At 40.8% G+C, this 24,691-nt stretch carries 24 protein-coding genes and 5 tRNA genes; 8 read left to right on the forward strand and 21 right to left on the reverse strand.

Translation table 11 applies throughout. The annotated features are described in order from the left end of the window. Nucleotides 1-59 precede the first annotated feature (59 nt). The 14 genes from rplL to H6679_01665 form a co-directional block, all read right to left on the reverse strand. Nucleotides 60-446 carry a 50S ribosomal protein L7/L12 gene (gene rplL / locus H6679_01600; protein MCB9492950.1) on the reverse strand — a complete coding sequence of 129 codons (387 nt, stop codon included), beginning with the start codon at nucleotides 444-446 and terminating at the stop codon, nucleotides 60-62. Between the two features lie 65 nt (nucleotides 447-511). Next, nucleotides 512-1,030, reverse strand: a complete 519-nt coding sequence (locus H6679_01605; protein ID MCB9492951.1) for a 50S ribosomal protein L10 — start codon at nucleotides 1,028-1,030, stop codon at nucleotides 512-514. Nucleotides 1,031-1,055: 25 nt separating this feature from the next. After that, nucleotides 1,056-1,748 carry a 50S ribosomal protein L1 gene (locus H6679_01610; protein MCB9492952.1) on the reverse strand — a complete coding sequence of 231 codons (693 nt, stop codon included), beginning with the start codon at nucleotides 1,746-1,748 and terminating at the stop codon, nucleotides 1,056-1,058. A gap of 29 nt (nucleotides 1,749-1,777) precedes the next feature. Next, nucleotides 1,778-2,203, reverse strand: a complete 426-nt coding sequence (gene rplK, locus H6679_01615; GenBank protein MCB9492953.1) for a 50S ribosomal protein L11 — start codon at nucleotides 2,201-2,203, stop codon at nucleotides 1,778-1,780. A 17-nt stretch (nucleotides 2,204-2,220) separates the two neighbouring features. Beyond that, the gene (gene nusG / locus H6679_01620; protein MCB9492954.1) at nucleotides 2,221-2,739 is read right to left on the reverse strand and encodes a transcription termination/antitermination factor NusG; all 519 of its coding nucleotides are present in this window, start codon (nucleotides 2,737-2,739) and stop codon (nucleotides 2,221-2,223) included. 32 nt (nucleotides 2,740-2,771) lie between these two features. Then, complete coding sequence (gene secE, locus H6679_01625) at nucleotides 2,772-2,978, reverse strand: preprotein translocase subunit SecE (GenBank protein MCB9492955.1); 207 nt, start codon at nucleotides 2,976-2,978, stop codon at nucleotides 2,772-2,774. Between the two features lie 50 nt (nucleotides 2,979-3,028). Further along, nucleotides 3,029-3,105: transfer RNA gene (locus H6679_01630), tRNA-Trp, on the reverse strand. An 8-nt stretch (nucleotides 3,106-3,113) separates the two neighbouring features. Then, on the reverse strand, nucleotides 3,114-3,272 hold the full coding sequence (gene rpmG / locus H6679_01635; GenBank protein MCB9492956.1) for a 50S ribosomal protein L33: 159 nt from the start codon (nucleotides 3,270-3,272) through the stop codon (nucleotides 3,114-3,116). A gap of 36 nt (nucleotides 3,273-3,308) precedes the next feature. Further along, a tRNA-Thr gene (locus H6679_01640) sits at nucleotides 3,309-3,384 on the reverse strand. Nucleotides 3,385-3,500: 116 nt separating this feature from the next. After that, nucleotides 3,501-3,576: transfer RNA gene (locus H6679_01645), tRNA-Thr, on the reverse strand. Nucleotides 3,577-3,594: 18 nt separating this feature from the next. Then, nucleotides 3,595-3,671, reverse strand: a tRNA-Gly gene (locus H6679_01650). A gap of 39 nt (nucleotides 3,672-3,710) precedes the next feature. Next, nucleotides 3,711-3,795 (reverse strand) — tRNA-Tyr (locus H6679_01655). Nucleotides 3,796-3,907: 112 nt separating this feature from the next. Continuing rightward, nucleotides 3,908-4,354, reverse strand: a complete 447-nt coding sequence (tsaE, locus tag H6679_01660; GenBank protein ID MCB9492957.1) for a tRNA (adenosine(37)-N6)-threonylcarbamoyltransferase complex ATPase subunit type 1 TsaE — start codon at nucleotides 4,352-4,354, stop codon at nucleotides 3,908-3,910. 3 nt (nucleotides 4,355-4,357) lie between these two features. After that, a complete protein-coding gene (locus H6679_01665; GenBank protein ID MCB9492958.1) occupies nucleotides 4,358-5,008 on the reverse strand; it encodes an NYN domain-containing protein in 651 nt (216 codons plus the stop codon). Between the two features lie 111 nt (nucleotides 5,009-5,119). Between H6679_01665 and H6679_01670 the strand changes: the two genes are divergently transcribed. Further along, nucleotides 5,120-6,010, forward strand: coding sequence for a F0F1 ATP synthase subunit gamma (locus H6679_01670; protein MCB9492959.1), 891 nt, complete (start codon nucleotides 5,120-5,122; stop codon nucleotides 6,008-6,010). Here the strand turns inward: H6679_01670 and murA are convergent. After that, nucleotides 5,957-7,333: a UDP-N-acetylglucosamine 1-carboxyvinyltransferase gene (murA, locus tag H6679_01675; GenBank protein ID MCB9492960.1), complete on the reverse strand. Its 1,377-nt coding sequence runs from the start codon at nucleotides 7,331-7,333 to the stop codon at nucleotides 5,957-5,959. The two genes, H6679_01670 and murA, sit on opposite strands and share 54 nt — an antisense overlap. Before the next feature lie 229 nt (nucleotides 7,334-7,562). Here murA and H6679_01680 point away from each other — a divergent pair, with 229 nt between their 5' ends. From H6679_01680 to H6679_01690, 3 genes are all read left to right on the forward strand, one after another. After that, on the forward strand, nucleotides 7,563-9,104 hold the full coding sequence (locus H6679_01680) for a hypothetical protein (protein ID MCB9492961.1): 1,542 nt from the start codon (nucleotides 7,563-7,565) through the stop codon (nucleotides 9,102-9,104). Nucleotides 9,105-9,107: 3 nt separating this feature from the next. Then, nucleotides 9,108-10,478 (forward strand): DNA repair protein RadA, encoded by a 1,371-nt coding sequence (gene radA / locus H6679_01685; protein ID MCB9492962.1) that lies wholly within the window; start codon nucleotides 9,108-9,110, stop codon nucleotides 10,476-10,478. Nucleotides 10,479-10,640: 162 nt separating this feature from the next. Continuing rightward, entirely contained in the window at nucleotides 10,641-11,759 is a 1,119-nt protein-coding gene (locus H6679_01690; protein ID MCB9492963.1) for a hypothetical protein, read from the forward strand. 35 nt (nucleotides 11,760-11,794) lie between these two features. On the opposite strand, the gene H6679_01695 is transcribed toward H6679_01690, so the two are convergent. The 3 genes from H6679_01695 to H6679_01705 all read right to left on the reverse strand — a co-directional run bounded on the left by H6679_01695 (nucleotide 11,795) and on the right by H6679_01705 (nucleotide 17,962). Continuing rightward, nucleotides 11,795-13,783, reverse strand: coding sequence for a sodium-translocating pyrophosphatase (locus H6679_01695; GenBank protein MCB9492964.1), 1,989 nt, complete (start codon nucleotides 13,781-13,783; stop codon nucleotides 11,795-11,797). A 48-nt stretch (nucleotides 13,784-13,831) separates the two neighbouring features. After that, nucleotides 13,832-16,264 (reverse strand): outer membrane protein assembly factor BamA, encoded by a 2,433-nt coding sequence (gene bamA / locus H6679_01700; GenBank protein MCB9492965.1) that lies wholly within the window; start codon nucleotides 16,262-16,264, stop codon nucleotides 13,832-13,834. A gap of 171 nt (nucleotides 16,265-16,435) precedes the next feature. After that, entirely contained in the window at nucleotides 16,436-17,962 is a 1,527-nt protein-coding gene (locus tag H6679_01705) for a hypothetical protein (GenBank protein MCB9492966.1), read from the reverse strand. Between the two features lie 143 nt (nucleotides 17,963-18,105). Between H6679_01705 and H6679_01710 the strand changes: the two genes are divergently transcribed. Beyond that, entirely contained in the window at nucleotides 18,106-19,044 is a 939-nt protein-coding gene (locus tag H6679_01710) for a hypothetical protein (protein MCB9492967.1), read from the forward strand. 31 nt (nucleotides 19,045-19,075) lie between these two features. Here H6679_01710 and H6679_01715 read toward each other — a convergent pair whose 3' ends face one another. From H6679_01715 to H6679_01725, 3 genes are all read right to left on the reverse strand, one after another. After that, nucleotides 19,076-19,621: a hypothetical protein gene (locus tag H6679_01715; GenBank protein MCB9492968.1), complete on the reverse strand. Its 546-nt coding sequence runs from the start codon at nucleotides 19,619-19,621 to the stop codon at nucleotides 19,076-19,078. Nucleotides 19,622-19,807: 186 nt separating this feature from the next. Further along, nucleotides 19,808-20,350 carry a hypothetical protein gene (locus H6679_01720; protein ID MCB9492969.1) on the reverse strand — a complete coding sequence of 181 codons (543 nt, stop codon included), beginning with the start codon at nucleotides 20,348-20,350 and terminating at the stop codon, nucleotides 19,808-19,810. 77 nt (nucleotides 20,351-20,427) lie between these two features. Then, nucleotides 20,428-21,030, reverse strand: a complete 603-nt coding sequence (locus H6679_01725; GenBank protein MCB9492970.1) for a hypothetical protein — start codon at nucleotides 21,028-21,030, stop codon at nucleotides 20,428-20,430. 400 nt (nucleotides 21,031-21,430) lie between these two features. Between H6679_01725 and H6679_01730 the strand changes: the two genes are divergently transcribed. The 3 genes from H6679_01730 (at nucleotide 21,431) to tsaB (ending at nucleotide 24,473) form a co-directional block, all read left to right on the forward strand. Next, on the forward strand, nucleotides 21,431-23,389 hold the full coding sequence (locus H6679_01730; protein ID MCB9492971.1) for a hypothetical protein: 1,959 nt from the start codon (nucleotides 21,431-21,433) through the stop codon (nucleotides 23,387-23,389). 210 nt (nucleotides 23,390-23,599) lie between these two features. Next, entirely contained in the window at nucleotides 23,600-23,782 is a 183-nt protein-coding gene (locus H6679_01735) for a hypothetical protein (GenBank protein ID MCB9492972.1), read from the forward strand. Then, entirely contained in the window at nucleotides 23,775-24,473 is a 699-nt protein-coding gene (gene tsaB / locus H6679_01740; protein ID MCB9492973.1) for a tRNA (adenosine(37)-N6)-threonylcarbamoyltransferase complex dimerization subunit type 1 TsaB, read from the forward strand. The genes H6679_01735 and tsaB overlap by 8 nt, the downstream gene beginning before the upstream one ends. The last annotated feature ends 218 nt before the right edge of the window (nucleotides 24,474-24,691 follow it).

Consider the following 24,691-nt stretch of genomic DNA (forward strand, 5'->3'; position numbering starts at 1 on the left):
ATCTAAAAACGGACCCTTTTAAACTTGACCAAAACAAGTCAGTAGTGCAGATAAGTAGATTATGATAGATCAACTTTTGCACCAACTTCTTCTAGCGCAGCTTTCATTTTTTGTGCTTCTTCTTTAGGAGCTGTTTCTGCAACAACGTAAGGAACACCTTCCACTGCTGCTTTAGCATCGCCAAGAGAGAGACTTGTGATAGATCTTAAAGCTTTAATTACTTTAATTTTTTCAGAGCCGACATCTTTAAGTGTCACTTTAAATTCTGTTTTTTCTTCAGCTGCCGCACCTTCAGCTGCGCCTGCCGCTACTGGAGCTGCTACTGCTACTGGAGCAGCTGCTGAAACACCAAAAGTATCTTCAAGTGATTTTACTAATTCTGCAAGTTCAACAACAGTGAGCTTACTAATTTCTTCAATAAGACCTGTAACTTTAGTAGATGACATAAAAGAACTCCTCGCAAATATTTAATGATATCAAAATAACTTTACTCAACTATTAACTATATAATTTAAGATTTCTTTTCAGCAATTTGATTTAGTGCATATGCCAGCTGTGCGATTATTGCATTCAAGCTACGAGCAAGTCCTGAAATAGGTGCTTGCATTGTTCCAAGAAGTTGTGCAAGCAAAATCTCTTTGCTTGGCAGGGACGCAAGAAACTCAACTTCATCTTTGCTTAGCGAGCGAGATTCAAAAAAACCTGCAATTACTTGCAGTGCATCGTTATCTTTTGAAAACTTGACAAGCTTTTTAGCGATAGCAATGCTATCATCGTTTGCAAAAACTAAACCAACTTGCTCATTAAACGAATTAGCAAAATCTTGTATGCCCTCAATATCCTGAGCTGCAATTTTCATAAGTGTTGCTTTGGTTACTTTCAACTGAGCATTGTCTTCACGCAGCTGAGTTCGTAAATTTTGCATAGAAGCAACATCAAGCCCTTTGTAGTTAACCAAAAAACTCGCTTGAGATTGTACAAATTTATCGTGTACCTCAGAGACAATAGCCTTTTTTTGTTCGCGATTCATAATCAGCCCTTATTAAAACGTTTGGTTACTCTGCAGTATCAGGCTTGATAGGTAAGCCAACACCCATGGTGGAAGAGATTGTTATTTTTCTTAAAAATTTGCCTTTTGACGTAGGAGGTTTGTTTGCCTGAACAGCACCCACAAGTGCTTTGAGGTTGTCAAACAATTTGTCTTTGCCAAATGAAACCTTGCCAAATGGAGCATGCAATACACCACCTTTGTCGTTTCTGAAGGACACACGGCCCTTTTTCAGGTCAGAGACAATGGTTTCAACATCGAACGTAACAGTACCAACTTTCTTGTTGGGAAGAAGGCCCCGAGGCCCAAGTGTTTTTGCAACTTTACCAACTAAACCCATCAAGTCAGGTGTTGCAACTGCTACATCAAAATCCATCCAACCACCTTCGATCTTGGCAATCAAATCTTCAGTGCCAACGTGATCTGCACCAGCAGCTTTTGCCTGATCTTCGTATTCACCTTTTGCAAAAACAACAACGCGAACTTGTTTCCCTGTCCCATGCGGTAGAAGTACTGAGCTACGAACAGTTTGCTCACCTTTTGTAGGATCGATACCAAGAACAATGTCTGCGTCAACAGATTCATCAAACTTGGTATGTTTATTTTGTACAATAAAATCTAAAGCAGATTTCCAGGAAGTGATATCAGCGCTCTCAAGTTTCTTTTTAACTTCTATGTGTTTTTTACCCGTTTTACTCATTGTCGTGTACCTAACTTCTCGCTCAAAACTTATTCTACAACTGTCAAGCCCATGCTTCTTGCGCTACCTGCAATGATTTTTTTTGCAGCTTCAAGATCAAAGGCGTTCAAATCTGCCATTTTAATTTTTGCAATTTCTTCGACATCTTTAATTTTAATCGTTCCAGCGCTAACAGTGCTAGGATTTGATGAGCCTTTTTTGATGTTGGCATATTTTTTAATCAAATCAGTCGCAGGAGGTGTTTTTGTAATAAACTCAAACGATTTGTCGGTGTAAATGGTAATTTTTACAGGAACATTTTCACCTTTTCTTTTTGCAGTTGCAGCGTTAAACTGTTTGCAAAATTCCATAAGTGAGACACCATGTTGACCCAAAGACGAACCAACTGGTGGTGCTGGTGTTGCTCCCCCAGCAGGCAATAGCATTTTTACAAGTGCTTTTACTTTTTTTGACATTGTAAGCCCTTACGTTGTTACTTTTTTACTTGATCAAAGGTAAGTTCTACTGGCGTTAGCCTTCCAAAAATACTTACCATAACGGTAAGCTTTTCTTTTTCTTCATCAACTTTCTCAATTATTCCGACAAAGCCAGAAAATGGGCCACTTGCTATGTGAACTTCGGTACCCACGTTAAACATGTCTTTGTCACTTAAAACAGACAACTTGCCAGACATTTGAGAGAAAATTCGTTCGACCTCTTTGTCTGACAAGGGCATAGGGCTTTCCCCACCCAAAAATCTTGTTACGCGAGGGTTAGTTGCAACAAGCCTAAAGGTATCACCGTTCATTTCCATCTGAATGAGCAAGTACCCTGGAAATATTTTCTCTTTTTTTGTCTTTTCTTCAGCAAAAAATTGAGAAACTTCTGTAGTAGGTATGAGTATTTTTCCAAATAAATCTTGAAAGCCTTCTTCCTCAAAACGCTTTTCAAGGTCTGTTTTTACAATATCCTCAAACCCCGTATAAACTTGAACGACAAACCAACGCTTCATTATTTGACTGATTCCTTAAAACAATTTATTTTCTAGTAGCTAATAAGCTGCCTAATTATGTAACCAAAAGCTGTGTCCATGCCACCAAGAATTGAAGAAAATATAGCAACGACAACGCAAACAATAATGGTCGATCCAATAAGCTCATTTTTGTCAGGCCACGAAACTCGCTTTAACTCTTCCTTAACCTCGGTCAAGAAAGAAACCGATTTTTTACAAAAAGTAACAACTTTATTCATTTGTTATGCCTTCTAAAAAAACACGCACAAAAAAAACAGCACGCTAGTAGTGGCAGGCCAGGAGGGATTCGAACCCCCAACACGCGGATTTGGAGTCCGCTGCTCTACCAATTGGAGCTACTGACCCACAACAGGCTATTTTGTCTCTTTATGTTGAGAGTGACTACGGCACTTTCCGCAATACTTGCTGAGTGTTAACTTTCCATAAGAACGCTTTTTTGTGACTCGCTTGCTGTAATTACGAAGTCCGCAACCTTCGCATTCTAAGTGGATAATGAGCCTATTCTTTGCCATCTCTTAGCTCTCTTTAATATTGGGTTGTTTTGCTTATGGAGCCCGCGACCGGATTTGAACCGGTGACCTCTCCCTTACCAAGGAAGTGCTCTACCGACTGAGCTACGTGGGCACTTTAATCTCAATTTTCGCTTATTTTTTTAACTGCTTTGCTACTCAATATAACATGAATTGTTAATTCTACCAGCTAAAATTGGAATTTTAAAGAAAATTTTTTTGCAATTTTAATGGAGCTGGCAACTGGACTCGAACCAGCGACCTGCTGATTACAAATCAGCTGCTCTACCAACTGAGCTATGCCAGCATCACTAAGTCTATGCTTTGGTGCGGGAAGCGGGGCTCGAACCCGCAGCCTACAGCTTGGAAGGCTGTCGCTCTAGCCAATTGAGCTATTCCCGCGCTGTTATGCAAGCAAACCTTGCATAGGTGCTTTAAAAGTGGTGGGGAGAACAGGATTCGAACCTGTGAAGGCTGAGCCAACGGATTTACAGTCCGTCCCCTTTGACCGCTCGGGAACCTCCCCGTTCACTATATTCCATCGTAAATTGCGCATTTAAGTATAATACACAATCACAATTTATAGCAATATGATAGATGCTTTCTTAAAGATTTCAACGTTTTTTTTAAAAAAACGACTAACCGTTTATTCTGAGCAGTCTCGTATCATGGTTGTCTGGGCAGTGTTTTAGCTCAATATGCCTAGTATAAGGCATTAATGATGATCTTTCAAGGAGTGGTTTGATTAACTGGGGCCATTCTATAAGAGTGTAGGTATTGTGTCCGACGGGGAGAAGGTATTCATTAAATCCTTGTCCTATAAATGATTCTAGTGAGTCGATTCGATAGAGGTCAAAATGATGAAATGTCTGACCATTGCTATTTTGGTAAACGTTGAGATATCCAAATGTGGGGCTTGTAATATGCTGTGTTATGCCACATTGTCTTAGGACCTCGCGAATCAGTGTTGTTTTACCGGCCCCAAGAGGGCCGGTAAAGGTAAAGATGCTGTATTTGTCCAAGAGGGGAAGGATGTGTGTTGTGACAGTTGAAGAAAGTGAGGCGTGTGTGAAAGATATTTCCATTAGTCAGTGTAATTTTTTTAGTGTTATTATTTTTTTCTTATCTTTTTTCTTTGTGCGTTTGTGCTTGTCTTTGGTTAGTATTTTTGGCTTAGATGGCTTTTCTGTGTCTTTGGGAATGTTCATACTAGCTTGTTCCATTAGTAAATCAAGTGCTTTACTTTGTTCAGTGCTAAGCTCGAGTAAGTCATAATTATCATGATCGCTTGAATCATACTTTGTTAAGTCTTGGGTTGTGTTAGTGCTGGTAGGGGTCGGCGCTGCTTGGTCTAAAAGAGCGTCTTGCATAAGGTGATAAAAATCGTAGACGCTAATGCTGTATGTCCCATATTTTTCACATGCTTGCGTAAGCTGTCGATCGAGTGTGACGATGAGGCAATGTTTTTGTTTGTGCTTTGCTACGTAGTTTTCAATCCACTTGTCAGCGCAGCTTTTTTGGCCGGAGTATATGACGGTTATGCCCGACTTTATTTCTCGGTAAGCGTGAGAAAATGGGCCGGCATCAAAAACAACGATAATTTCTTTTATGGCATCAGATTTTTTTGCTTTGTAAAATGCTAATTGTTGTATAAACTGACGTTTTTGCTTGTCCAGGTTGTGCTTTGCACCAGGAAAAATTTGCTTGAGTAAGTTATAGCCATCAATTAAAACAATCATTTTCCCATTACATTGTAAAAAAGGAGAAATTGCATTAGTGTAATTGTTAAACTCTTTTTAGTGTAAGTGTATTAGGTGAAATTTTTTGTGATGTAATTTTATAGGAAAGTCGTGTCAGTTCTCGTACAAATTAAACAAAAAATTAAAGCGACTCAAGTAACCAAAAAAATCACGCATGCTATCCGTCTGGTTTCCATGTCATTGTATACGCGTCTTGATAGGCAGACGCAGGCTTTTGAGACATACAACAAAGAAATGCAAGACATGTTCGCCCAGCTAATCCCATGTTGTCAATCTTGGGATAGCGATATCCTTTTCCCTAAAGACACAAAAAATACTACGCCGCTGATTGTTGTTGTAGCAAGTTCAAAGGGTCTGTGTGGAAGCTTTAATTCAAATTTGTTTCGTTATGCACAAGCAAAATTTAATTTCACCAAGGAGCAAAGGCCATACTTTATTATTATAGGCCAGAAGGCCTTTAACTTTGTTCACGAACAGAAGCGAGCGCAAATTTTATCGAGCTATAAAGAGCTGAACTCAAATAATTTCATTGCGGTTGCTGATGACGTATTGGACAAAATTATTAGTGCTCGTGTGCCTTTTTCATCAGTGACATTTTTTTGCAATGGCATCAAAAATTTTTTTGCTCAGTTTCCTCAGGAGGTTTCGCTTATTCCATTTCAAAGTCATTTGAGAGAAATGGATCAAAGTATACTTGAGGCGCAAAGTTCGTTGTTTGCAGGTCGAGAGGAGTTGATTTGGGAGCAAAAACATCATGACATACTTGATTATACGGCCTCACGTTTTTTGCGAAGTTCAATTGTGCATATCCTTTTTCAGAGCCTGCGTGCAGAGTATGCAGCACGATTTCTGGCAATGGAAAGCTCGACCAAAAATGCTGATAAATATCTTGAGACACTAACTTTGCAATACAACAAAATTCGTCAATCACTCATTACTAAGGAGGTTGCTGAGCTTTCTGCTGGTTTTCTTGAGCGTTAACACCTCCTCTTTTTCAACTTCGTAAAAGAGTTTTATATCTGCGCCAAGCATTTGTAGCTTTTGCTCAAGGCCGTCATATCCTCGCAACCAATGGTGAATGCCAATGATTTTTGTTTGACCGAGTGCTGCTAGGCCAGCCAATGCTAACGCACATGATGTGCGAATGTCTGTGGCGATTACCTCACAGCCATAGAGTTGTTCAACCCCACGTATCAATGCTGTGTTGTGTTTTAGCTCAATTTGGGCTCCCATTTTTTCTAGCTCTTTGGTATGTACCATGCGGTTTTCAAAGACGGTTTCTTCAATTGAGCTAATGCCGTCAATACTTGCCAGTAGCGCTGACATCGGTGCTTGTAGATCAGTTGGGAAACTTGGGTAGGGTCCAGTTTTGATGGATATTGGCCGAGGAGTGTGCGTTGCCTTGAGCGTGATTGACGTTGTTTGTGAGCTTTGAGTCTCATCAAACAGATTTGAGGCTGTAGCTACCTCGTGCCCAACTTCGCGTAATTTTTCTAAGAAAAGATCGAGGTGGTCAGCACGGACGTTGTCAACGGTGACCTGTCCGCCTGTGATAGCGCTGGCAAGAAGCAGAGCTCCGGCTTCAAGCCGGTCAGGAATGATCGTGTGAGTGACTGGATCGAGTTTGTTGACTCCGATAATAGTGATTGAGCTGCATCCAACATCGATGTGAGCTCCCATTTTTTTCAGTACATCAATCAAATCAAGTACTTCAGGCTCAAGAGCAGGGTTTATGATGACAGTTTTGCCTGATCCAAGTACTGCGTACATCATGAGGTTTTCGGTTGCTCCAACGCTTGGATATTCAAGGGTGATTCGACTTTGTTTGTCGTAAAGATTGTTTTCAATGCGTTGTGCATGGATGAAAGATTCTTCTTGCTTGATCTGTATGCCCATTTTTTTTAAGCCTGCAAGATGGTAGTTGATCAGGCGTTGTCCTATGATGCATCCACCAGGTTGAGCAACTTTTGCCTGACCAAATCGTGCGAGAAGTGGTCCTGTTACAAGAATTGACGCACGCATTTTGTTCATGAGTTCAGGACGTACTTGGTAGTTATTAATGGTTGTGGTATCGACAATGAGTCGTTTTTTTTGGCTATCGAAATCAACAAGAGCACCTAGATCTTGTAGTAGCGTAATCATTTGTCTAACATCAGCTGAGTTGGGTATGTTCTCAAGTGTAGAGGTTCCTGAGGTTAGAATCTGGCTTGCCATGATGACAAGCGCAGCATTTTTTGCACCGTTAACTGTCACGGTGCCTTGTAGCGGAGGAGATTTTTTGACTAAAAGATAGCCGCTTTTCATAACAGATACTTTCTGTGATTGGGTGTTTTTTTCTGTTAGTACTTACGGGCTGATAATCTTAAAGGCAAAAAAATGAAAAGTCGACAAAAAAATAAGAAATAAATTACAACAAGTTGTTTTTTATTGGCCCCTATGGGGTCTTAATTGACATTATTTTTTGCCAAGACTATGATGCTAAAAGTCTTTTAAAATGCATAAAAATACCACATTTTGTAAGGTTGTGTGCTCCATGATTTTTTTTTCGGCAAGAATACCTATAATTTTTATTTTTTGCGTGAGTGTTTTTTTTGGCACAACGCATGCAAAACTTTCGCTTGACGTAAGTGCCCGTATTGAAATGACCAGACAGGCCCTTGAAAAAGAATATTATGACTTGGTTACAACCCATTATTTTGACCAAGATCCAGAATATAACAACAATCGAGTTATAGCGTTTGATGTCACGGGGAATAATTTCGAGTCAGAGGCAGCCAAGCTTTTTCGACTTATTGATTGGCTTGAACCTCGTCATGATCAACAGGCGCAGGTTTTACTAAAAAAACTCAATAAATACATTTATTTGGAATTTTGCCATTGGTTACATCGTAAGGACTACAAACTTTTTCCATCACTTGATCTGCTTTCATCGTTTCAGGATTTTTATAAATACAAGGTGACTTTTAGCGATCAATCAACGCTTGCGCCGTTTAGATCGCTTCTTTCGCGTCTCATTATTTCGTTGTTTGCGATTAATGAGTCTTATGATTTGAGCTACGAAAAAAAGAAAGAAAATTTTACCCAACTCGCCGAGAAAATTCGTCAAGAGCTCAGCAAACGTATTGAAAGGCTTGATGAAAGCAAGCAAGAAAAAAAAGAGCTTAAAAAGGTTGCAACAGAAATGAGCATGCTGCTTTCTATGCATGCTATTGATCAGCCACTTGTGGGTAAGGGGCGTTTTACTCGTTGGATAGTGCTTAGTGTTGTGGGTGTGCTTGGGGCTACCGGTATTGCCTATGTGTATAAAAAAGGTATGGGTAATTTGGTTGAGGATCTTAAGCGTTTAAAACGTGAGACACTTGGCAGTACAGAAGACACGCTGGAAGAGGTTGCTGAAACTCTCAAAGAGCTTACTCAAAGTACTCGCGTTCGTTGCTTGAAAAGAATAGAAGAAGTAAGCAAGCTGTGTACTGATATTGAAAATGGCAACCAAGAAAAAGTTTATGAGCTCAGAGTTGGTTGGGGAGAATTTTTAAGCCAAGTATCAGCTTTGGAGTCGTCTGATCCAAAAGCTGACGAGCAGGCAAAGAGCTTAGAGCAGATTAGAAAGACGTTAAAAGCGGATGAGAAGTCTGAGTGTGATCGGGTGTTGAATAATTCAAGTAGTTCTTATGAGCAAGTAAAACAAAAGGCAAGAGAAATACGTGAATATGTTCAATTATTCAAACCTCATGTGTTTGCTTTGCGTCAAAGGCCTGAGAAAAATCCAGTTGAGATTTTAAGTATGGTAGCTGACAATATTGAAACCATAAAGCGTAGTGGAATTTCTGGTTTGCTTAAGGGGCAAATCTTCAGTTACATGACAGATGAAGAGGTCAAGCAAGAAATTAAGGCTTTTGTGACAGGATCATGGCTTGGCAAAGCAAAGCCTAAAAATATGCAGGAAGATGATAAAGTGGCTATAGAAAAAATGATAGACGAAGATCCTAATTTTAACATATTAATTCAGCGAATTGTCGATGAATATTACGCTGAGGCTGTCAAAAAAAAGGATCGGGATAAAAAAGATGAGTAGTTCATGGCGAAACAAAAAATTAGTTATCGTTGCAATGAGTGTTCTTATCAATCAATAAAATGGATTGGGTGTTGTCCAGAGTGCAAGGAATGGAACAGTTTTATCGAGATTGCACCTGCAACGCTCGCTGCTGCTGGTACTGGTAGTAAAGGGACTTTTAGAACACCAGAGCAAGCACAAGCTGTGCTTTCAACGCTTGACCAAATCTCAATCGATGAACAAAGCCGTATGTGTACCGACATCAAGGAGTGGGACCGTGTTCTTGGTGGTGGTATTGTTCCTGGATCATTCGTTATTTTGACAGGCGATCCGGGCATTGGTAAGTCGACTTTGCTCTTGCAAGTTGCTGATCGGATTGCCCAAAAGCATAAGGCCATCTATTTTTCATCAGAAGAATCATTACAGCAAGTTAAGGGGCGTGCGCGCCGTCTAGGCATAGACCAGTCAAATTTGCTGTTCTCGGACCAATCTTGCCTTGACCAGATCATTGATGCCAGTTTGCAACTGAGGCCAGCTATGGTCATTTTGGACTCAATTCAGAGTACTCACCTTTCGCTTGACTCAAATGCGATACCGGGCACCATTGCTCAGCTTCGTGAGGCAGCGTTTCGTTTGATGCGTTTTGCCAAAGAAAATGGCATAGCGGTGCTGATTACTGGTCATATTACCAAAGAGCGTGAGATGGCAGGACCAAAGCTTTTAGAGCACATGGTTGATGCCGTATTTTACCTACAGGGTGAAGATCGCTGGCAAACACGTATTTTACGCTCAGTGAAAAACCGTTTTGGTGCAATCAACGAAGTTGGCTTTTTTCACATGAAAGAAGAGGGGTTGGTTGAAGTAACCGATATTAATAGTCATTTGCTTAGTGATATTGCTCTTGTACCAGGTTCTGCGTTGGTATGCTCTGTGGAGGGGTCTCGTCCGTTATTGCTTGAGTTGCAAGCGCTTGTTGTGGAATCAAAGTATGGTATGCCGCAACGTGTTGTAACTGGCATAGATCAAAAGCAAGTTGTGCTGATTGCTGCCATTTTAGAAAAATATTTGCACATTAAATTCAATGCTTACGATATTTTCGTTAAAGTCAGTGGTGGCTTTAAGGTTCGCGAAAGCTCAATTGATTTGGGAATAGCGTTGGCATTGCTCTCAAGTTATTTTCAGCAGGCATTGCCTGCAAAATCAGTTGCGATTGCAGAGGTAAGCTTGACCGGACAGGTAAAGCCGACAAATCAGGCAAATCGCTGCATTAAAGAAGCAGAAAAATTTGGATTGGAGCGTATTTTGCTGGCTAAGCGTCAGCAAGTTCAGACAACATGTCAGGTGATCGACTTTAGTAGTATCTATAATTTATTGTCACTTTTCCCTGAAAAATAACTGTTAATTTTAAAAAAGTACGAATTTACTTATGTTTTTTATTTGAAAACATAAGTGGTATTTTAAAAGTATTTTTTATACTGATATTTTTTAACTTTGATTTCAAATAGAAATGTTTGGTATGGTTAGTGAGAAGACATAACAAACACCAGAAAGGAGATCATGGTTAGAAAAATTATCAGAGTCAATCTGTTATGCTTTACGTTATTTTCACCGGTATTTTCGTTTTACATGGATAATATCAATGATGCGCAAGGACGTAAAAAAGAAATTCAGCTTGAAGTGCTTAACTTTTTTCAACCGACAAAGCCACGCTTACAGGTTCAGGTTGTTACCGATCCTTATAGGCTTAAGTTAGCAGCACAAGATGCACTACGCTTTTTACAAGCCAATAGAAACACTAACCAGGAATGTGTGCATCCTCACAGTATGGAACATATCATTAGTGAGGAAAACGTTGAACAGACACTACAGTTTGTTATAGACACGGTTGAGAAAGATATGCAGACTCAAAATTTTCGTATTCTCGATCCCGAATTTTTAAAAGAAAACTTTTCTTATTTTAAATGGCAAGCTGATCACCAGTCAGCGACCCAGCGTAAAGTAAAGTGTGGCCCAGATGGGAAAATACGCCTGACAAACTATGCCATTTTTACGTTTGATGGGAGTCCGAAAAAAACAGAGGAGTTTTCATGTGCTTTGTATGCATTGCGTGATGAGTCTATTCAAAACAAATATACAAAGCATGAAGTCTTAAATGGAGCGCTTGAAGAGCGAGAAAATAAAGGGAAAGCAAAGCCCCTTGTATGGCTTTCTCGCAAAGGACTTGAGGATGCGCTTATGCAAGGAACTGTCTTAGTGACCATGCCCAATGGTTCTCAACGTGTTTTTAATGTTGATCGTAATAACGGTATTCCTTACGACCAAACACTTAAGGATATGTATGATCAAAAGCGTTATTGGTATTTTCGTGAAATACCCTTGCCTAAAAATAGTGATGCCTCATCAGGTAAGTATCACAACCGTAATGAAGTTGTTTTCGCTGGAGACATTGATCATATTGGTATAGGCAAACTTATTGCGGTAAAGGGAAAGAATCCCGTAACAGGCCAGGAAGAAATGCGGCTAGGTATTTTGGCAGACACTGGAGGGGCTTTTGAGAATAATTTGTACCAATTAGATTTATATGTTGGTGTTTTTAAAGATCGTCCAGCGTTGAAAAGCTATATAAAGCAAATTCCAGAAGCTGTTGATGCGTATCTTTTATATCGATCGTCATAATAAAAAAGGGCGCATTGAGCGCCCCTTAATTTTTTTTACAGTGTTCCAAGCAGTAGTGCTAGAAGTGACATAAGCTTAATCAAGATGTTAAGCGATGGCCCTGAAGTATCCTTGAACGGATCACCCACGGTATCGCCAACAACTGCAGCTTTATGAGCATCTGATCCTTTACCACCAAGTTCACCAGATTCAATGTATTTCTTAGCGTTGTCCCATGCTCCACCTGCGTTTGCCATGGTCAATGCGAGTACAACACCAGTAAGGGTTGCGCCGGCCAAAAACCCACCAAGAGCGAGTGGTCCTTGAGAACCAAATGCGTAGCGCATGATGATTGGTGAGGCAATAGTAATAATGCCTGGCAATAGCATTTCTTGCAATGCAGCTTGTGTGCTAATGTTAATGCAGCGTTCATAGTCAGGCTCTGCTTGGCCTTCCATGAGTCCTTTGATTTCAGAAAATTGACGACGGACTTCCATAACCATTTTCCATGCAGCACGACCAACTGAGCGCATAGTCAATGCTGAAAGCAAGAATGGCATGGTTCCACCAATAAACAATCCTGTGATGACTGATGGGATGAGTAGGTCAAGGTGTGGAATTTGTGCTTCTTGGCAGTAGGCGGCAAATAATGTAAGTGCTGCAAATACCGCAGAGCCAATAGCAAAACCTTTTCCAAGGGCAGCTGTCATGTTGCCAAGCGTATCAAGTTTGTCGGTAATCTTGCGAACTTCAGGTCCAAAGCCGGACATTTCTGAAATACCGCCTGCGTTATCAGCAATTGGTCCATAGGCGTCAACTGTCATGGTAATACCAACTGTTGCAAGCATAGAAACTGCTGCAAGTGAAACACCAAACAATCCACCGAAGTACTCATTGGTGATAAAGACAATAACGGCAATCGTCACAACAGGAATTACAACCGACTCAAAACCGACAGAAAGTCCGAAGATGATGTTTGTACCAGCACCAGATTTTGAAGTTTCTGCAAGCTTGCGCGTTGGGCTGCCACTGGTGTAGTGGTCAGTTACAAGACCAATAACAACGCCAGAGAGTGCACCAAGAGCAATAGCACCAAACAGGAACATATCAAGCTGCATGACTTGAAGATATGCATATGAGCCTAAAATGAACGCGCCAATAGCAACATATGTTGAACGATGAAGCATTTGTGCAATTGATGATCTGAGTAAAAATGCTGAAAGTAAACCAACAATTGATGCCACAAGTCCGATAGCACAGAGCATGATCGGCAATGACAGATAGGCAAGCTCACCAACATACATGTTTGTTGCAAGGGCGATAGAACCAATGACCGAACCAACATATGATTCAAAAATGTCAGCACCCATGCCCGCTGTATCACCTACACAGTCACCAACGTTATCTGCAATAACTGCTGGGTTACGAGGATCGTCTTCAGGGATACCGAGCTCAACCTTACCAACCAGGTCAGCACCAACGTCAGCAGCTTTGGTATAAATACCGCCACCAACACGAGCAAACAGTGCAATTGAGCTAGCGCCAAGGCCGTAGCACGTTAAAATACGAATAAAATCAAAATTGTTGTTTTGTGCGAAGAGATAGAAAATAATGCCAAGACCAAGCAGCCCCAAGCTTGCAACAACAAAACCCATGACAGAGCCACCAAGGAGTGCAGTCAAGAATGCTGCACGTTCACCTTGCTCTTTTGCTTGAATGCAGGTTGATTCGTTAGCTTGTGTCGCGGCTTTCATGCCAATAAAGCCGGCAAACATAGAAGAAAGGGCGCCACATGTGTACGCAATGGCGCAAGCAATATTGAGAAAGAGCCAAATTGCCATAAAGGCAAAGGCAATAACACCGGCAAGGATACTATATTCTTGGTACAGAAAGGCCATCGCACCTTTTCTGATCAGGCTAGCAATATAAGCAGCATCTTTTTCGCTATGCTTAAATGAGCTAACACTTTTGAAAATAGCCAAAGTAAGCGCAATGCCAACGGCAGAAATTCCGGTAAAAATTCCCAAATACGCTTGTAACTCCATAAAAAGGACTCCTTATGAAAAATAAAAACAGTTATGAATTAGTTGTTATTACCACGCATATTGCATTTGTAAATGGAATTCGTGAGCAGATTCCCCATCTTGCTTTCTACGGTCTAGCTTGAATCCCCAATCGATCTTTGCAGGCATTGGTTGCATTAAGTTAATACCAAACCCAACAGAGTGTCGAAGATCAAATCTATCACGTTTTATAGAAAGTGTCGATGGTAAGTCTCTTTTTGGGGTACTCCAGCCAGCACCAGCGTCATAAAAGACGTGCCCACGCATCGAATAGTCGGGGATGAGGGGAAAGATAAGTTCGGTGTTGAAAAGTATTGCAGCTCGCGCTCCCAGTGGGTCATTTCGATCAGTTGCTGGGCCAATGCTGCCCCATACAAAACCACGGACTGTTGTTTGTCCACCCATGTGAAAGAGTTCTTTGTAAGGGATCATTTTTTCATCAACAATGTGGTCTACGTATCCGGCTTTGCCGTGTACTACCAGCACCAGATCATCTTTGCCAATTAAGGCCGTATAGTAGCTTGCTTCAAGTTCTGTTTTCCAAAAGCTAAATTCATCATTGACTAATGGTAATGCTGTTTTGGCACCAAGGCAGACTCGATAGCCCGCACTTGGAAACATTTGGTGGTTACGGGTATCCTTGACCAGGTTGAGTGATAGCCATTGCAGTGTGCCCGTTTCAAAAGTTCTACGTAAGATGACTTGGAAGATATCTTGTCCCACTCCAGGAGGGGCGATTGGTGTATTTTTATTGCGGATGTCTTCGATGCCAATCTCTCCAACAAGCTGCAGATGCTTGTCAATTTTTGGCATAGCAATACCGTATTGGAAATAACCACCAGTAACTTTTTGAATTGGAGTTCTGGTCACACTTACCCACTGGTCATACTCATCCCATTTTTTGTATAAAAATATACCACCAGCAACATTGCTGTCTAAGATGTGAGGATCCAGAAAGTGCCCTTCAAGTTTTTGAATGCGGTGCCTGCTTCCCTGAAGCATTGCGCCAACGTCATAACCCAAGCCAAATAAGTTAGTTTTTTGTAAAACAAACTGCCCGCGCAATGATGGTCGAGGTGTGTGAACGTCAGAACCGTATGAGAGATTAAAGTTAAATTGCCCGGTCTTTGTTTCTTTGACGTTAATTTCAAGATCAGCAAGATCTTCTGAGAGTCTGTGAATACGCCAGTTAACGCCGCTGCCACGTTCAAAATAGCTTAGGTATTCAACCGCTGATTGTGATTTTTTCAAATTATTGGTGGTAATCAAGTCGCCTTCTGCTATTTCAAGTTGACGTCTAATGACTTTGTCACGGGTAATTGTGTTACCGGTAATTAAAATTCTGTTAACGTACAAACGACTACCGCGCTCAGATTGAAATGTTACATCGACAGTTTTTGTCACGTCGTTTGGTTTTACCTGTGGGTAGACGTCGGCATGAATGTAACCCTTTTCTCCCCACAAATCTTTAAGGCGGTTGATCGAGGCCATCATTTTTTCTTGCGAAAACGCCTGGCCTTTTTCAAGAGAGACATGTTTGAGCAGTTCGCTTTCAGTAAAGAATTCATCGCCAGGAGCCGATATCTCATCAAGCGTGTACTGGTCGCCTTCTTGGATATAGAAAGTAACCTCTATCGAGCGTTTGTCTTGAGAGAACTGAACGTCAGTTTTAGCAACGCGTGCATTCAAGTACCCTTGGTTGCGATAGTAAAACTCAATGCGATGACGGTCAATTTCAACAATCTCATCTGCGTATGCCCCCGCACCATCCATGAATGCAAGCAGCCACATTTCACGAGTTTGAATAATGTTGCGCAGTCTGCGTTCAGGTATTTTTTGTGCGCCAACAAAATAAACTCGTTTTAAAATTGACTTTGCACCTTCGACAACAGTAAAAAGGGCAGTTGCTTTGTCAGGATTTTGTGCATTGGGGATAATCTTGCCCTCAACACTAACTGCATGATGGCCCTCTTCTCGATAGATTTTTTCAATATCGCGTTCAATTTTTTGTACGACTTCTTCGTCAACGCTTACCAGTTTTGCCAAATTTAATTTTTCTTTGATGGTTTTTGTTTTGACCGAGTGATTACCAGTAAACTGCAATTGTTCAAGGAGCTTTTTTTCTTGAACGTGTATTTCAAGATTTATTGATTTTTCATCAATTTCTTCTCCTTCAAGTTGTACTTGGCGAAAGTGACCCAGGTCATACAGGTTTTTGATGGCAATGCTGCTTTTTTTTGGATCAAAAACTTCACCTTTGCGATAGGGGAGTTTATTTAAAATAATTTCTTTGCCGATATACTTGTTGCCTACAACAGAAATGTTTTTAATAACTGGTTGGTTTATGGCATCTTCTTGCGCGAAAGCGAGTGAGCTAAGAAGGGTAGATGCTATCAGTAGTACGCTTAACACCTGAAAAAAACGACGTTTTTTTGGCCATGCACTTGTTTGAAGGCGTATCATTACGTTTTTACCTCAAGAATTTTTTCGTGGGAAAATTGTGCTTTTTATTACCGGCATGGTCAATTCAGTGATAGCAAAAAATTTGACCATGTAGATAGTAGGATATGATATAGACTTGGTCAAAAAAAGCTAGGGTTTTGCCCGTCTTGTACACACGTTCCACTCAGTGTTTTACCTAAGATGTCTGTAGACAGCATTGAATTCTGCTTTTTCTGAAACATCATCAGGTTTCCAATATTTTATTTTTTCTTTAAAGCTATCAATCAATGAAAGAGGGAGTTGTGCTTGAACAAGTGGTGTTGTTTGGCCATGTTTTGCAAGCGATACTGTTACATCGCCCGTGTTGAGGTAAATATTGAGGTCAACATCGGCCTCTTGTTTTTGTTCAAGTACGTGTAAGAAAAGTGGTGTTAAGATGACCATCGGTAACGGCGTCATGAATGTTATAGGACTACCTTCTTCTATTCGCCAGGAAATAAACCAAAACTCTTTGTGCGTGGGGTCTTTGCTTTTTCGAACAAGTGCCTGCGGGTTATCAAACAGGCTCTCAGGGCTTCTGGCTGGCAGTGCGGGTGCTTGTGTGCTATCAGCCTGCACAAGCTTAGTAGTTACTTTTTCTGCAGCGTTTGTTTTTGTTTTTTGAGTGGGTGCTTCAACCATCATCTTTGCCTGGGTGATGTTTTTATTGGTTTTTGGGTCGATGAGCTGAGCGTTTATTCTTCGGTCACTGTAATAACGCTTTGAGCTAATCCAATCAGATGTTTGTACGTAGTCTTCTTGAGAATAAAGATGAAAAAGGTGTTTGAACATACTGTGTGCACAAAGTGGTTCAGTCTCTGGTTGGATAGGGGTTGCAAACATGACAAGGTGGTCGATAGTGAGGGATTTGTTTGTTGGAACGTAGTCATAAATTTTTTGATCAGCTTTTTCTGCAGCTTCTTCTTTGTTTGGCAGCGTTGCAAGTAAATCAAACATTTTTTTGATGCTTTCGTGCTCTTCTTCGTCGTCAGAAAAACGTGCTTGAAAATCGTGGGTGTTGAGTGCTTGTTTGATTGCAGCAAGATTGAGGCAAACATTGCCTCCATGACTGTGAGTAAGTAAACGAATTTTTGGATAAATACCTCGAGTGTGATAATCTTCGAGCTCTTGACTGAGTGCGTTGTACAACCTTATTGCTTCAAACCGGCGACTGTTTTGGCTGATCAGGCCACTCCAACCAAAGGTGTAGTATATGTTTTCTTGGCTATCTTGAGTGAGCCAGTGCTGAACCTCATCGTAGGCTTTTAAGATGGGGTAGGCGCCGTATTTTCTGTTGTTGTTTTGTTTTAGGTCAAATGTAGGGGTAACTTTTACCAGACCACGTTGCAAGATTGCCTGATCTTTAAAATAAAATTCATCCTGGCGCATACCTTTGACCACTTTACGGTAGGTTGTCCCTGAAATTTGATCTTGCAGCACTTTTGCAAAACTAAATAAACCAAGTAGAGAACCGAATGATCCATGCACAAAAACATTAAGCCAAACTTGTTTGTGGCCAGGTTTGTCTCTATGATGGTTGTTTATTTGTTTTGACCAGTCAAATGAATACAAGAGTCCTTTTTGAAATTTTTTGCCCTTAGATGTAAATAACAGATATGCACCGGCAAAAACAAGAGCTCCAAACAGAACAAATAAAAGAAATTTTTTTTCAGTTTTCATGGGCTTTGAGACGGTTAGTTGGAAAAAGGTTTTTGTTGTAGTAATCTTTTCCCGACCTAGGTTATTGTGCGCCATGGCGCATTATCTTACATGTAAGGACAGGACAATATCATTAGCCTATCCAGAATTTGAAAGGCTGACAAATGATTTCGGCCAAAAAAATAAAAATAATCGTGTTGTTTTTTTCTCTAGTGGTCTGTTTTGAGGTATTTATAAAGGCAGACGTAGTAGATATTTTAGAAAAAATGTCAATTAGGCAAAAGGTTTGTTTGGCATCAGCCCTTGCTCGTGTGCCGCTTATGACTTTTGTCAGTACTGCTAGTTACGAGCATGAGCGAGATTTAAAGTGCCTTTGTGCAACGCTTGCAGACGGCGCTCGACTTGCAGGTACCATCAGTGCACTTGACCGATTTGAGCGTGATGGGTATTGGTATGCACTTGCATCATGCGGGGTTGATGGAGTGAGTTTGCTTGATAACATGATGTTTGGGTATTTTGAGCAGGATGATGGTGACAGCTCGTACATCGACCAGGAAGATGAGCAACGCTATTTTGACTGGACACAAATTAAGTTTGGTTTGCTTGAAGGTGTATTTGCAGGATTGCACCTGTTGTGCGATAAACTCGATCAAGGTGTTGCTAGACCACATAGACCACATTTGTGTGCGTTTTTGTTTAGCCTTGAGCGCTTTTGTCGTTGCGCTGGAGAGTATAGCAAAAAACAGGAAAGCGTTTCCTGGCATTGGGGGACTGGTGCAAGCGCAATGGCAGTAGTTTATTTCTTGGCCAAGTTTATGCGACATGGTGGTGAGGAAGGTGGACGTTGTATTGAGTTGGGCAAAAAAACTGAAAGTTGTCCTATTTGTTTGGGAGGTTTTATAGAGCAACAACAGACTGGCGTTAAGTTCAAATATCATGTGGCAAAAGAGACGGTGCATGTTTTTTGCAATGACTGCATAGAGCAAGCGGTTGCTGCAAAAGATGAGTGCCCTCTGTGCCGTGTGGAGTCACAACAATACACCCAGCTGCAAGCTGACGCGTTCTTTGAGCGGGATGGCAGGCTATTTGTAGATATTGAATGAGAGGAGGGGCCGCGAATGCGGCCCCTGTTTTTTATTCTGATTTTTTGGTTTTAGTAGGTTTTGTGAGGTAGAAATAGCTCGCAGCCATGCCTCCAATACCTAGCAATCCTGCACCAATACAGAGATCGTTGAGTGCGGTGTTTTGCAGGGCTAATGACGTGTCCATTTGGGTAATGGAGTTATTGATTAGAGATTGGGAGTTATGTATTTCTGATTGGATATCGTTTAGGTGATATTTATACATTCCCATCAGCTCTTCTATATAAAGAACCATTCTTTCGCTGTCCGGGATGCATTTTGCTGCTTCTCGCAAGGAAAATTGAGCTTTACGTACATGCTTGACTGCTTCTTGCCAGTTACTAGTTGTTGCTTGCAATCTACGATATGAGTGGTAAAGCAAGCTAGCACCGCTGCCAATACAGCCTCCAAAAAACATACTTTTAAAGGTTTCCCCTGCTGTTAGGGGCCATGTAGCTTTTTTTTGATTGTTGTTATCACTCATAGCTTGTACTTGTTGTCCAGCACCCACTGCGAGTGTCATTGAAAGCAGTAATGCTTTAGAAAAACGATTAATCATAATAACCTCCATAGTTATTTGTTATATTCAAGCCCTGAGCTGGAGACCTAAGTTGCAAGCACCTACGCCGGTGTATTGAGTACTGTGGGCTTTAAATTATTGGCAAAAAATGAAAAGAACTATTCAAATAATACGCTTAGTTTAAGTTATTAGCAGGGGGCCGCAGTACAAATGCGGCCCCTGTTCTCATTCTGATTCTGTTCTTTGGTTTCTGAGGTAGAAATAGTAAGCTGCCATGCCGCCAATGGCGAGAAATAACGCACCAGTAACGAGATTTTCAGGTGCTCTATGTAGGTAATATTCTGAAAGTTGAGTTTTCCGAATAGCGTTGTCTAGGGTAAAAGTTAAATCTTGGGTTGCGTCGATTTCAGCGAAGTTTTTCGTTGGATAAAACGTCTGGGCTAGAACCTGAGTCGTTCGTATTTTGTGAATTAGTTTGTGCCTTTTTTCTAAAGAAGCGATAGCGTTTTCAGTGTACTTGCTTGCATTTTGCAAGTCATAATAATATTCGTCGTGAATATCCTTAGCTCTAGATAAAAGAGATGCTCCAGCAAACATTATAACCGTACTAGCAATATGTTTGCTTAAACCTTTGCCCAATTTTTTGTACCATTTTTCTTGGTTTTGTTCCTGTTCAGGGTTACCATGATTCATAGCTTGTACCTGTTGTCCAGCACTTACCGTGAGTGCTATTGAAAGCAGTAATGCTTTAGAAATAACGTTCTTCATAAGAACCTCCATCTGTTTAGATTAAGGAGCTGCATTTGAGTTTGAGCTGCGGCTCTCCTATTTTATTCTTTCTTTTTTTAATTTTCAGCATTTTCAGTACGTTTGCAGTAGTATAAAAAGCAAGCAGCTATGCCACCAGCAACAAGTAATACTCTCTCATTACGGAGAGCTTCGAGTGTACGATGTATACAACGTAGGTAAGCTTCTGAGTTTTTTGAGCTCTTAATGTTGATGTTATCAATGGCATTGCTGATAAGAGAATTTAAAGCTCTGGTCTCTTGGAAGCCAATGGGAATGAAAGCATCTTTTTGTATCGTGCTCATCACAGCTGATTTGTTCATATAGCTATTGACGTTTTCAGTTTGATAAAACATTGGGGATAGAGCTTTAATGACTTGTATTTTCGTAATTATTTTTTTTGCTTCTTTTAAAGAAGTGATAGCATCTTTAGCACACTTGTTTGCATTATTATGATTATAATATGCGTTGTGAATATTCTTGGCACCAGCTAAAAAAAAGCCTCCAGTAAACAGAATCTTGCCTAATTTTTGGTACCATGCTTCTTGGTTTTGTTGAGCTTGTACTTGTGTATGGCTACTATTCATAGCTTGTACCTGGTGTCTAGTACCTACCGTGAGTGCCATTGCAAGCAATAATGCTTTAGAAAAACGATTAATCATAATAACCTCCATAGTTATTTGTTATATTCAAGCCCTGAGCTGGAGACCTAAGTTGCAAGCACCTACGCCGGTGTATTGAGTACTGTGGGCTTTAAATTATTGGCAAAAAATAAAAAAATATTCAAATAATAAATCTAAATAAAATTTACACTATATTTGAAATAAAAAAAAGAGGGGGGGGGAGATTTGTGGGTTACAGAGGGGTTGTTTTTATTATTTTGTCGATTTGGTCGTTATTTTGGAGAATAGAGTGATTTTTTTAAAATTGTTAAATTACGTTATTCCTATGTTTTATTATATTCAAATTGAAATAATTATTGAATTTAGTTTAAAAAATGTACTAAAATTAAGAAGGTGAAGCACAATAGTGGCCTCAAAACCTTAACCGTATGGTGGCAAAATGGTTATAAACCATTGCAAAAAGGCTTTATTTTTCGCACTTATGTGCCTGGCTCAGGCTCAAGATGTATGGTGTTTGTCTACAAACATTGACTCTCTTGATGTTTCTGTGGGCAAGGATGGGCTAGAGGTGGTCCAAAAAGCTGCTGTTCAAGAGGAACAACAAGCTGCTCAAGCAGTTCAAGCTTCATCAAAAAAGAAATCACAGGGATTTTTGTCTGATATAGCCCAAGCGCTTTTCTCAAGTAATCAAGACTCAAATGGTCGTCCTGCAAAGCTGCTTAACGAGGCGCAATCTGTAACACGCCAGATTGAGCGCAAGGTTGAGCGTCAAACACAAGAATTGCGTCAAGAGGCCGCACGTCAAGCACGTCTGCTTGAAGCGCAAGCCAAAAAGCAAGCCCAAGAAATGTTTGAAGATGTTTCTGAGCAAATCAACAAATTGCACGAAAAGGTCAATGAGGAAGCAATGCTGCTTAAAAATGAGGCAGTCAAAGAGGTGTTAGAACTGGTCAAAGAAGCTGAACAAGAAGCAATTGAGCAGCGTGCCAAACGCAGAGAGCAGGAGCTGGAGGATTATTTAAAGGCGTCGCTTGAGCAAGGTGCTCAGGTGCAGCTGAAGCCAGAGTTCGAGCTGACAACCAAGCCTGAGCAAAAAAAGAAAGAGATTACCGTTAAGCATGATTTGAAGCCATGGAAAGAGAAAATGCTTGCTCAGTACCGTGATAATGTCGATCTGATCAAGAAAATTATTGTAGCGGGTGAGGCGGAGCAAGATGCACGCGAGTTTTTATCATTTTTTGGTAAGGACAAAGCACAGTTTGAAAGTACCATGGGACAGGTTAAAGACGTTGATGGACCAGAATACAAGAAAGCCCAGCATCAGGCGGCAAAGCTTGACCGGCTAGCCCAAGCACAAAAAGAAGCTGATGCATTCATAGTTTCTTTGGCAAAAGACATTGATATGCCTATTGAAAAGGCCCGTAAATTGCGCGTTGCAAGTTTGTATGAGCTTGCAGGCCTGATGCATGAGTACGAGCAGAATGCTGAAGGGCATGCGTTTGCGTTTGAAGTGAGTGATGACAAAGTACGCTCCATTGTTAAAAAGCTTGCATTTGACATAACTCAGGGCCAGGTAACTGAGTTGCCCAAACCTGCGGACATTGTTGAAAAGCCTTTTCCTCTGCTTGCTTCAGTTGAGAAAGTCCAGAGTGATTTGACCAAAGCTCGTGAAGAGCTTGCCAGCGTTAGGGCTGACAACCAGCAGCTTGAGCAGCAGCTAAAAGTGATGGCAAAGGAAAAGGACGGAGAGTCGCTTGAGTTTGAATACTTGTATCAACAAGCATTACGTTCTCAAGTGGGCAAAGACAAAAAATTAATGGTAATGAAAAAGTTAGTAGCTAGTGAACAGCAAGCAAAAAATGAGTTGCAACGTCAGTTTGATAAGATTTCGGTTGAGGCTGCTTCATTTAAGCGGGAGCTTGATCTAGCTCGTGAATTTACGCATCTTTCAAAGCAGTCAATGGAGCTTGCGCTTAACCAAAAGATGAGCGAAATTATAAAACCTATTCTGATAGATTCTGAAAAACGTGATTTGGACATGCAGCTTGAGTTGCAAGCGCTCAAGCGTAGAGCAGATTCACTAAGTAAGATTTCAGATCGTGAGGCTCAGGGGCGAAGGCAAGCTGAAGCTGACCTTGCTCAGGTAAAGCAAGAACGAGAAGAGATAGCTCAAATACAGCAAAATGGAGAAAAAATTATTGCTGAGCAAAGGCAAATGTTTGATAAGCAGACGAAAGCACAAGTTCTACGCGTCGGCAAAGAGAAGAGACAGGCGGCGCGGGCTCAGCGACATTATGAACTGACGCAAGAGCTTGCCGAGCAGTTTACGCAAGAATATGGCCGTCGGGCAAGGCGTAGCATTGAGTCAGACAGCCCTCTTATTGGGCTTACAGTCTAATAATCTTCACGACATAATTTTGTTATGGGGGGCTAGGCAGGGTTAGGCTAGCAGATAATATAGTATAAACATCTGTTAATCGTTGTTTTGCAAAAAAGTTTTATAAAAATATTTATATCATTTTCAGAAAGTGTGCTAAGGTGAATAAAATGCTTCATGGCATCACCATTGGAAAGTATTTTTAATAACTTTACGGAGGAAGGAGTTAGAATGAAGTGTCCAAAATGTGCGGGCTTAATGGTGATGCAATCGTTTTTTGATCATTTCATAAATTTTGAAGGGTGGAAATGCCTGAATTGTGGTAAGATCTTTGAAAAGCGTGATAATGCAATCAAAGATGACGCTTTTAGCGTCTTTTACCAACGGCAGAAGATAAAAAAATACAATGAGTAATTCGGCAGAAATTTTATTTGTTTCTATCCAAGCAACCTACAATGATGTTCAAGTTGGGTTGTTTCGTGGTCAAGAATGTTGTGAGGTCCGCTCAAATAATACGCTTCGAGCAAGTTCTCATTTAATTCCAGAGATAAAAGCCCTTTTGGATCGACATGATTATGGCATAAGTGATCTTTCGTTTATTGCCATTGATCAAGGTCCCGGGGCTTTTACTTCTTTACGAGTAGGTATTGCTACTGTTAATGGTATTGCGTTTGGCAATCGTGTGCCGCTTGTTGGTGTTAACGGGCTTGACGCATTAGCGCTGCAGACCTTGCAAGCAAGGGGTGCTCAAGTGGAGATTGTTGTCAGCCTTTTAAACGCTTACAATGATGATGTTTACTATGGCTTGTATCAAAAGGGACAGCGTCTTGATCAGGGCTGTATGAAAATAGATGGGCTTGTTGAGCAACTGGAGCCGTATTCTAAGAAAACAATGTTATTTGTTGGCAATGGTGCAAAGCTTCATAAACAGAAGTTGCAGGATTGCCTTGGGCAGGACACATTGTTTGAAGAGGCTGATGTGTGCAGTGCACAACAGGTTGGTGTGATGGCGTTGCAGCAGTGGAAAAATCAATCTGAAAAGACATTTCGTCTTATGCCAAATTATTTGAAGACCCAGCTTTTTGCCGTGCGTAAGATGGCCTAGCTTGAGTGGAGTATCGATAACTTATTGTTCTGAATTTATTTTTGGAGTCATCCCCGACGCCGATCGGGGATCTATTTTTTGTGTTTCATAATAATGCTACGCGAATTACGTAAATATTATTAAATTGTTTTACGCACGGTGTTTTTTTTGTATAAGCAGGCAAACAGAAGATTCCCGATCAGAGTCGGGAATGACCACTCAATGAATGCTAAGTTAGA

This window comes from Campylobacterota bacterium (assembly GCA_020633995.1).
Lineage (GTDB): Bacteria > Babelota > Babeliae > Babelales > RVW-14 > JACKCO01.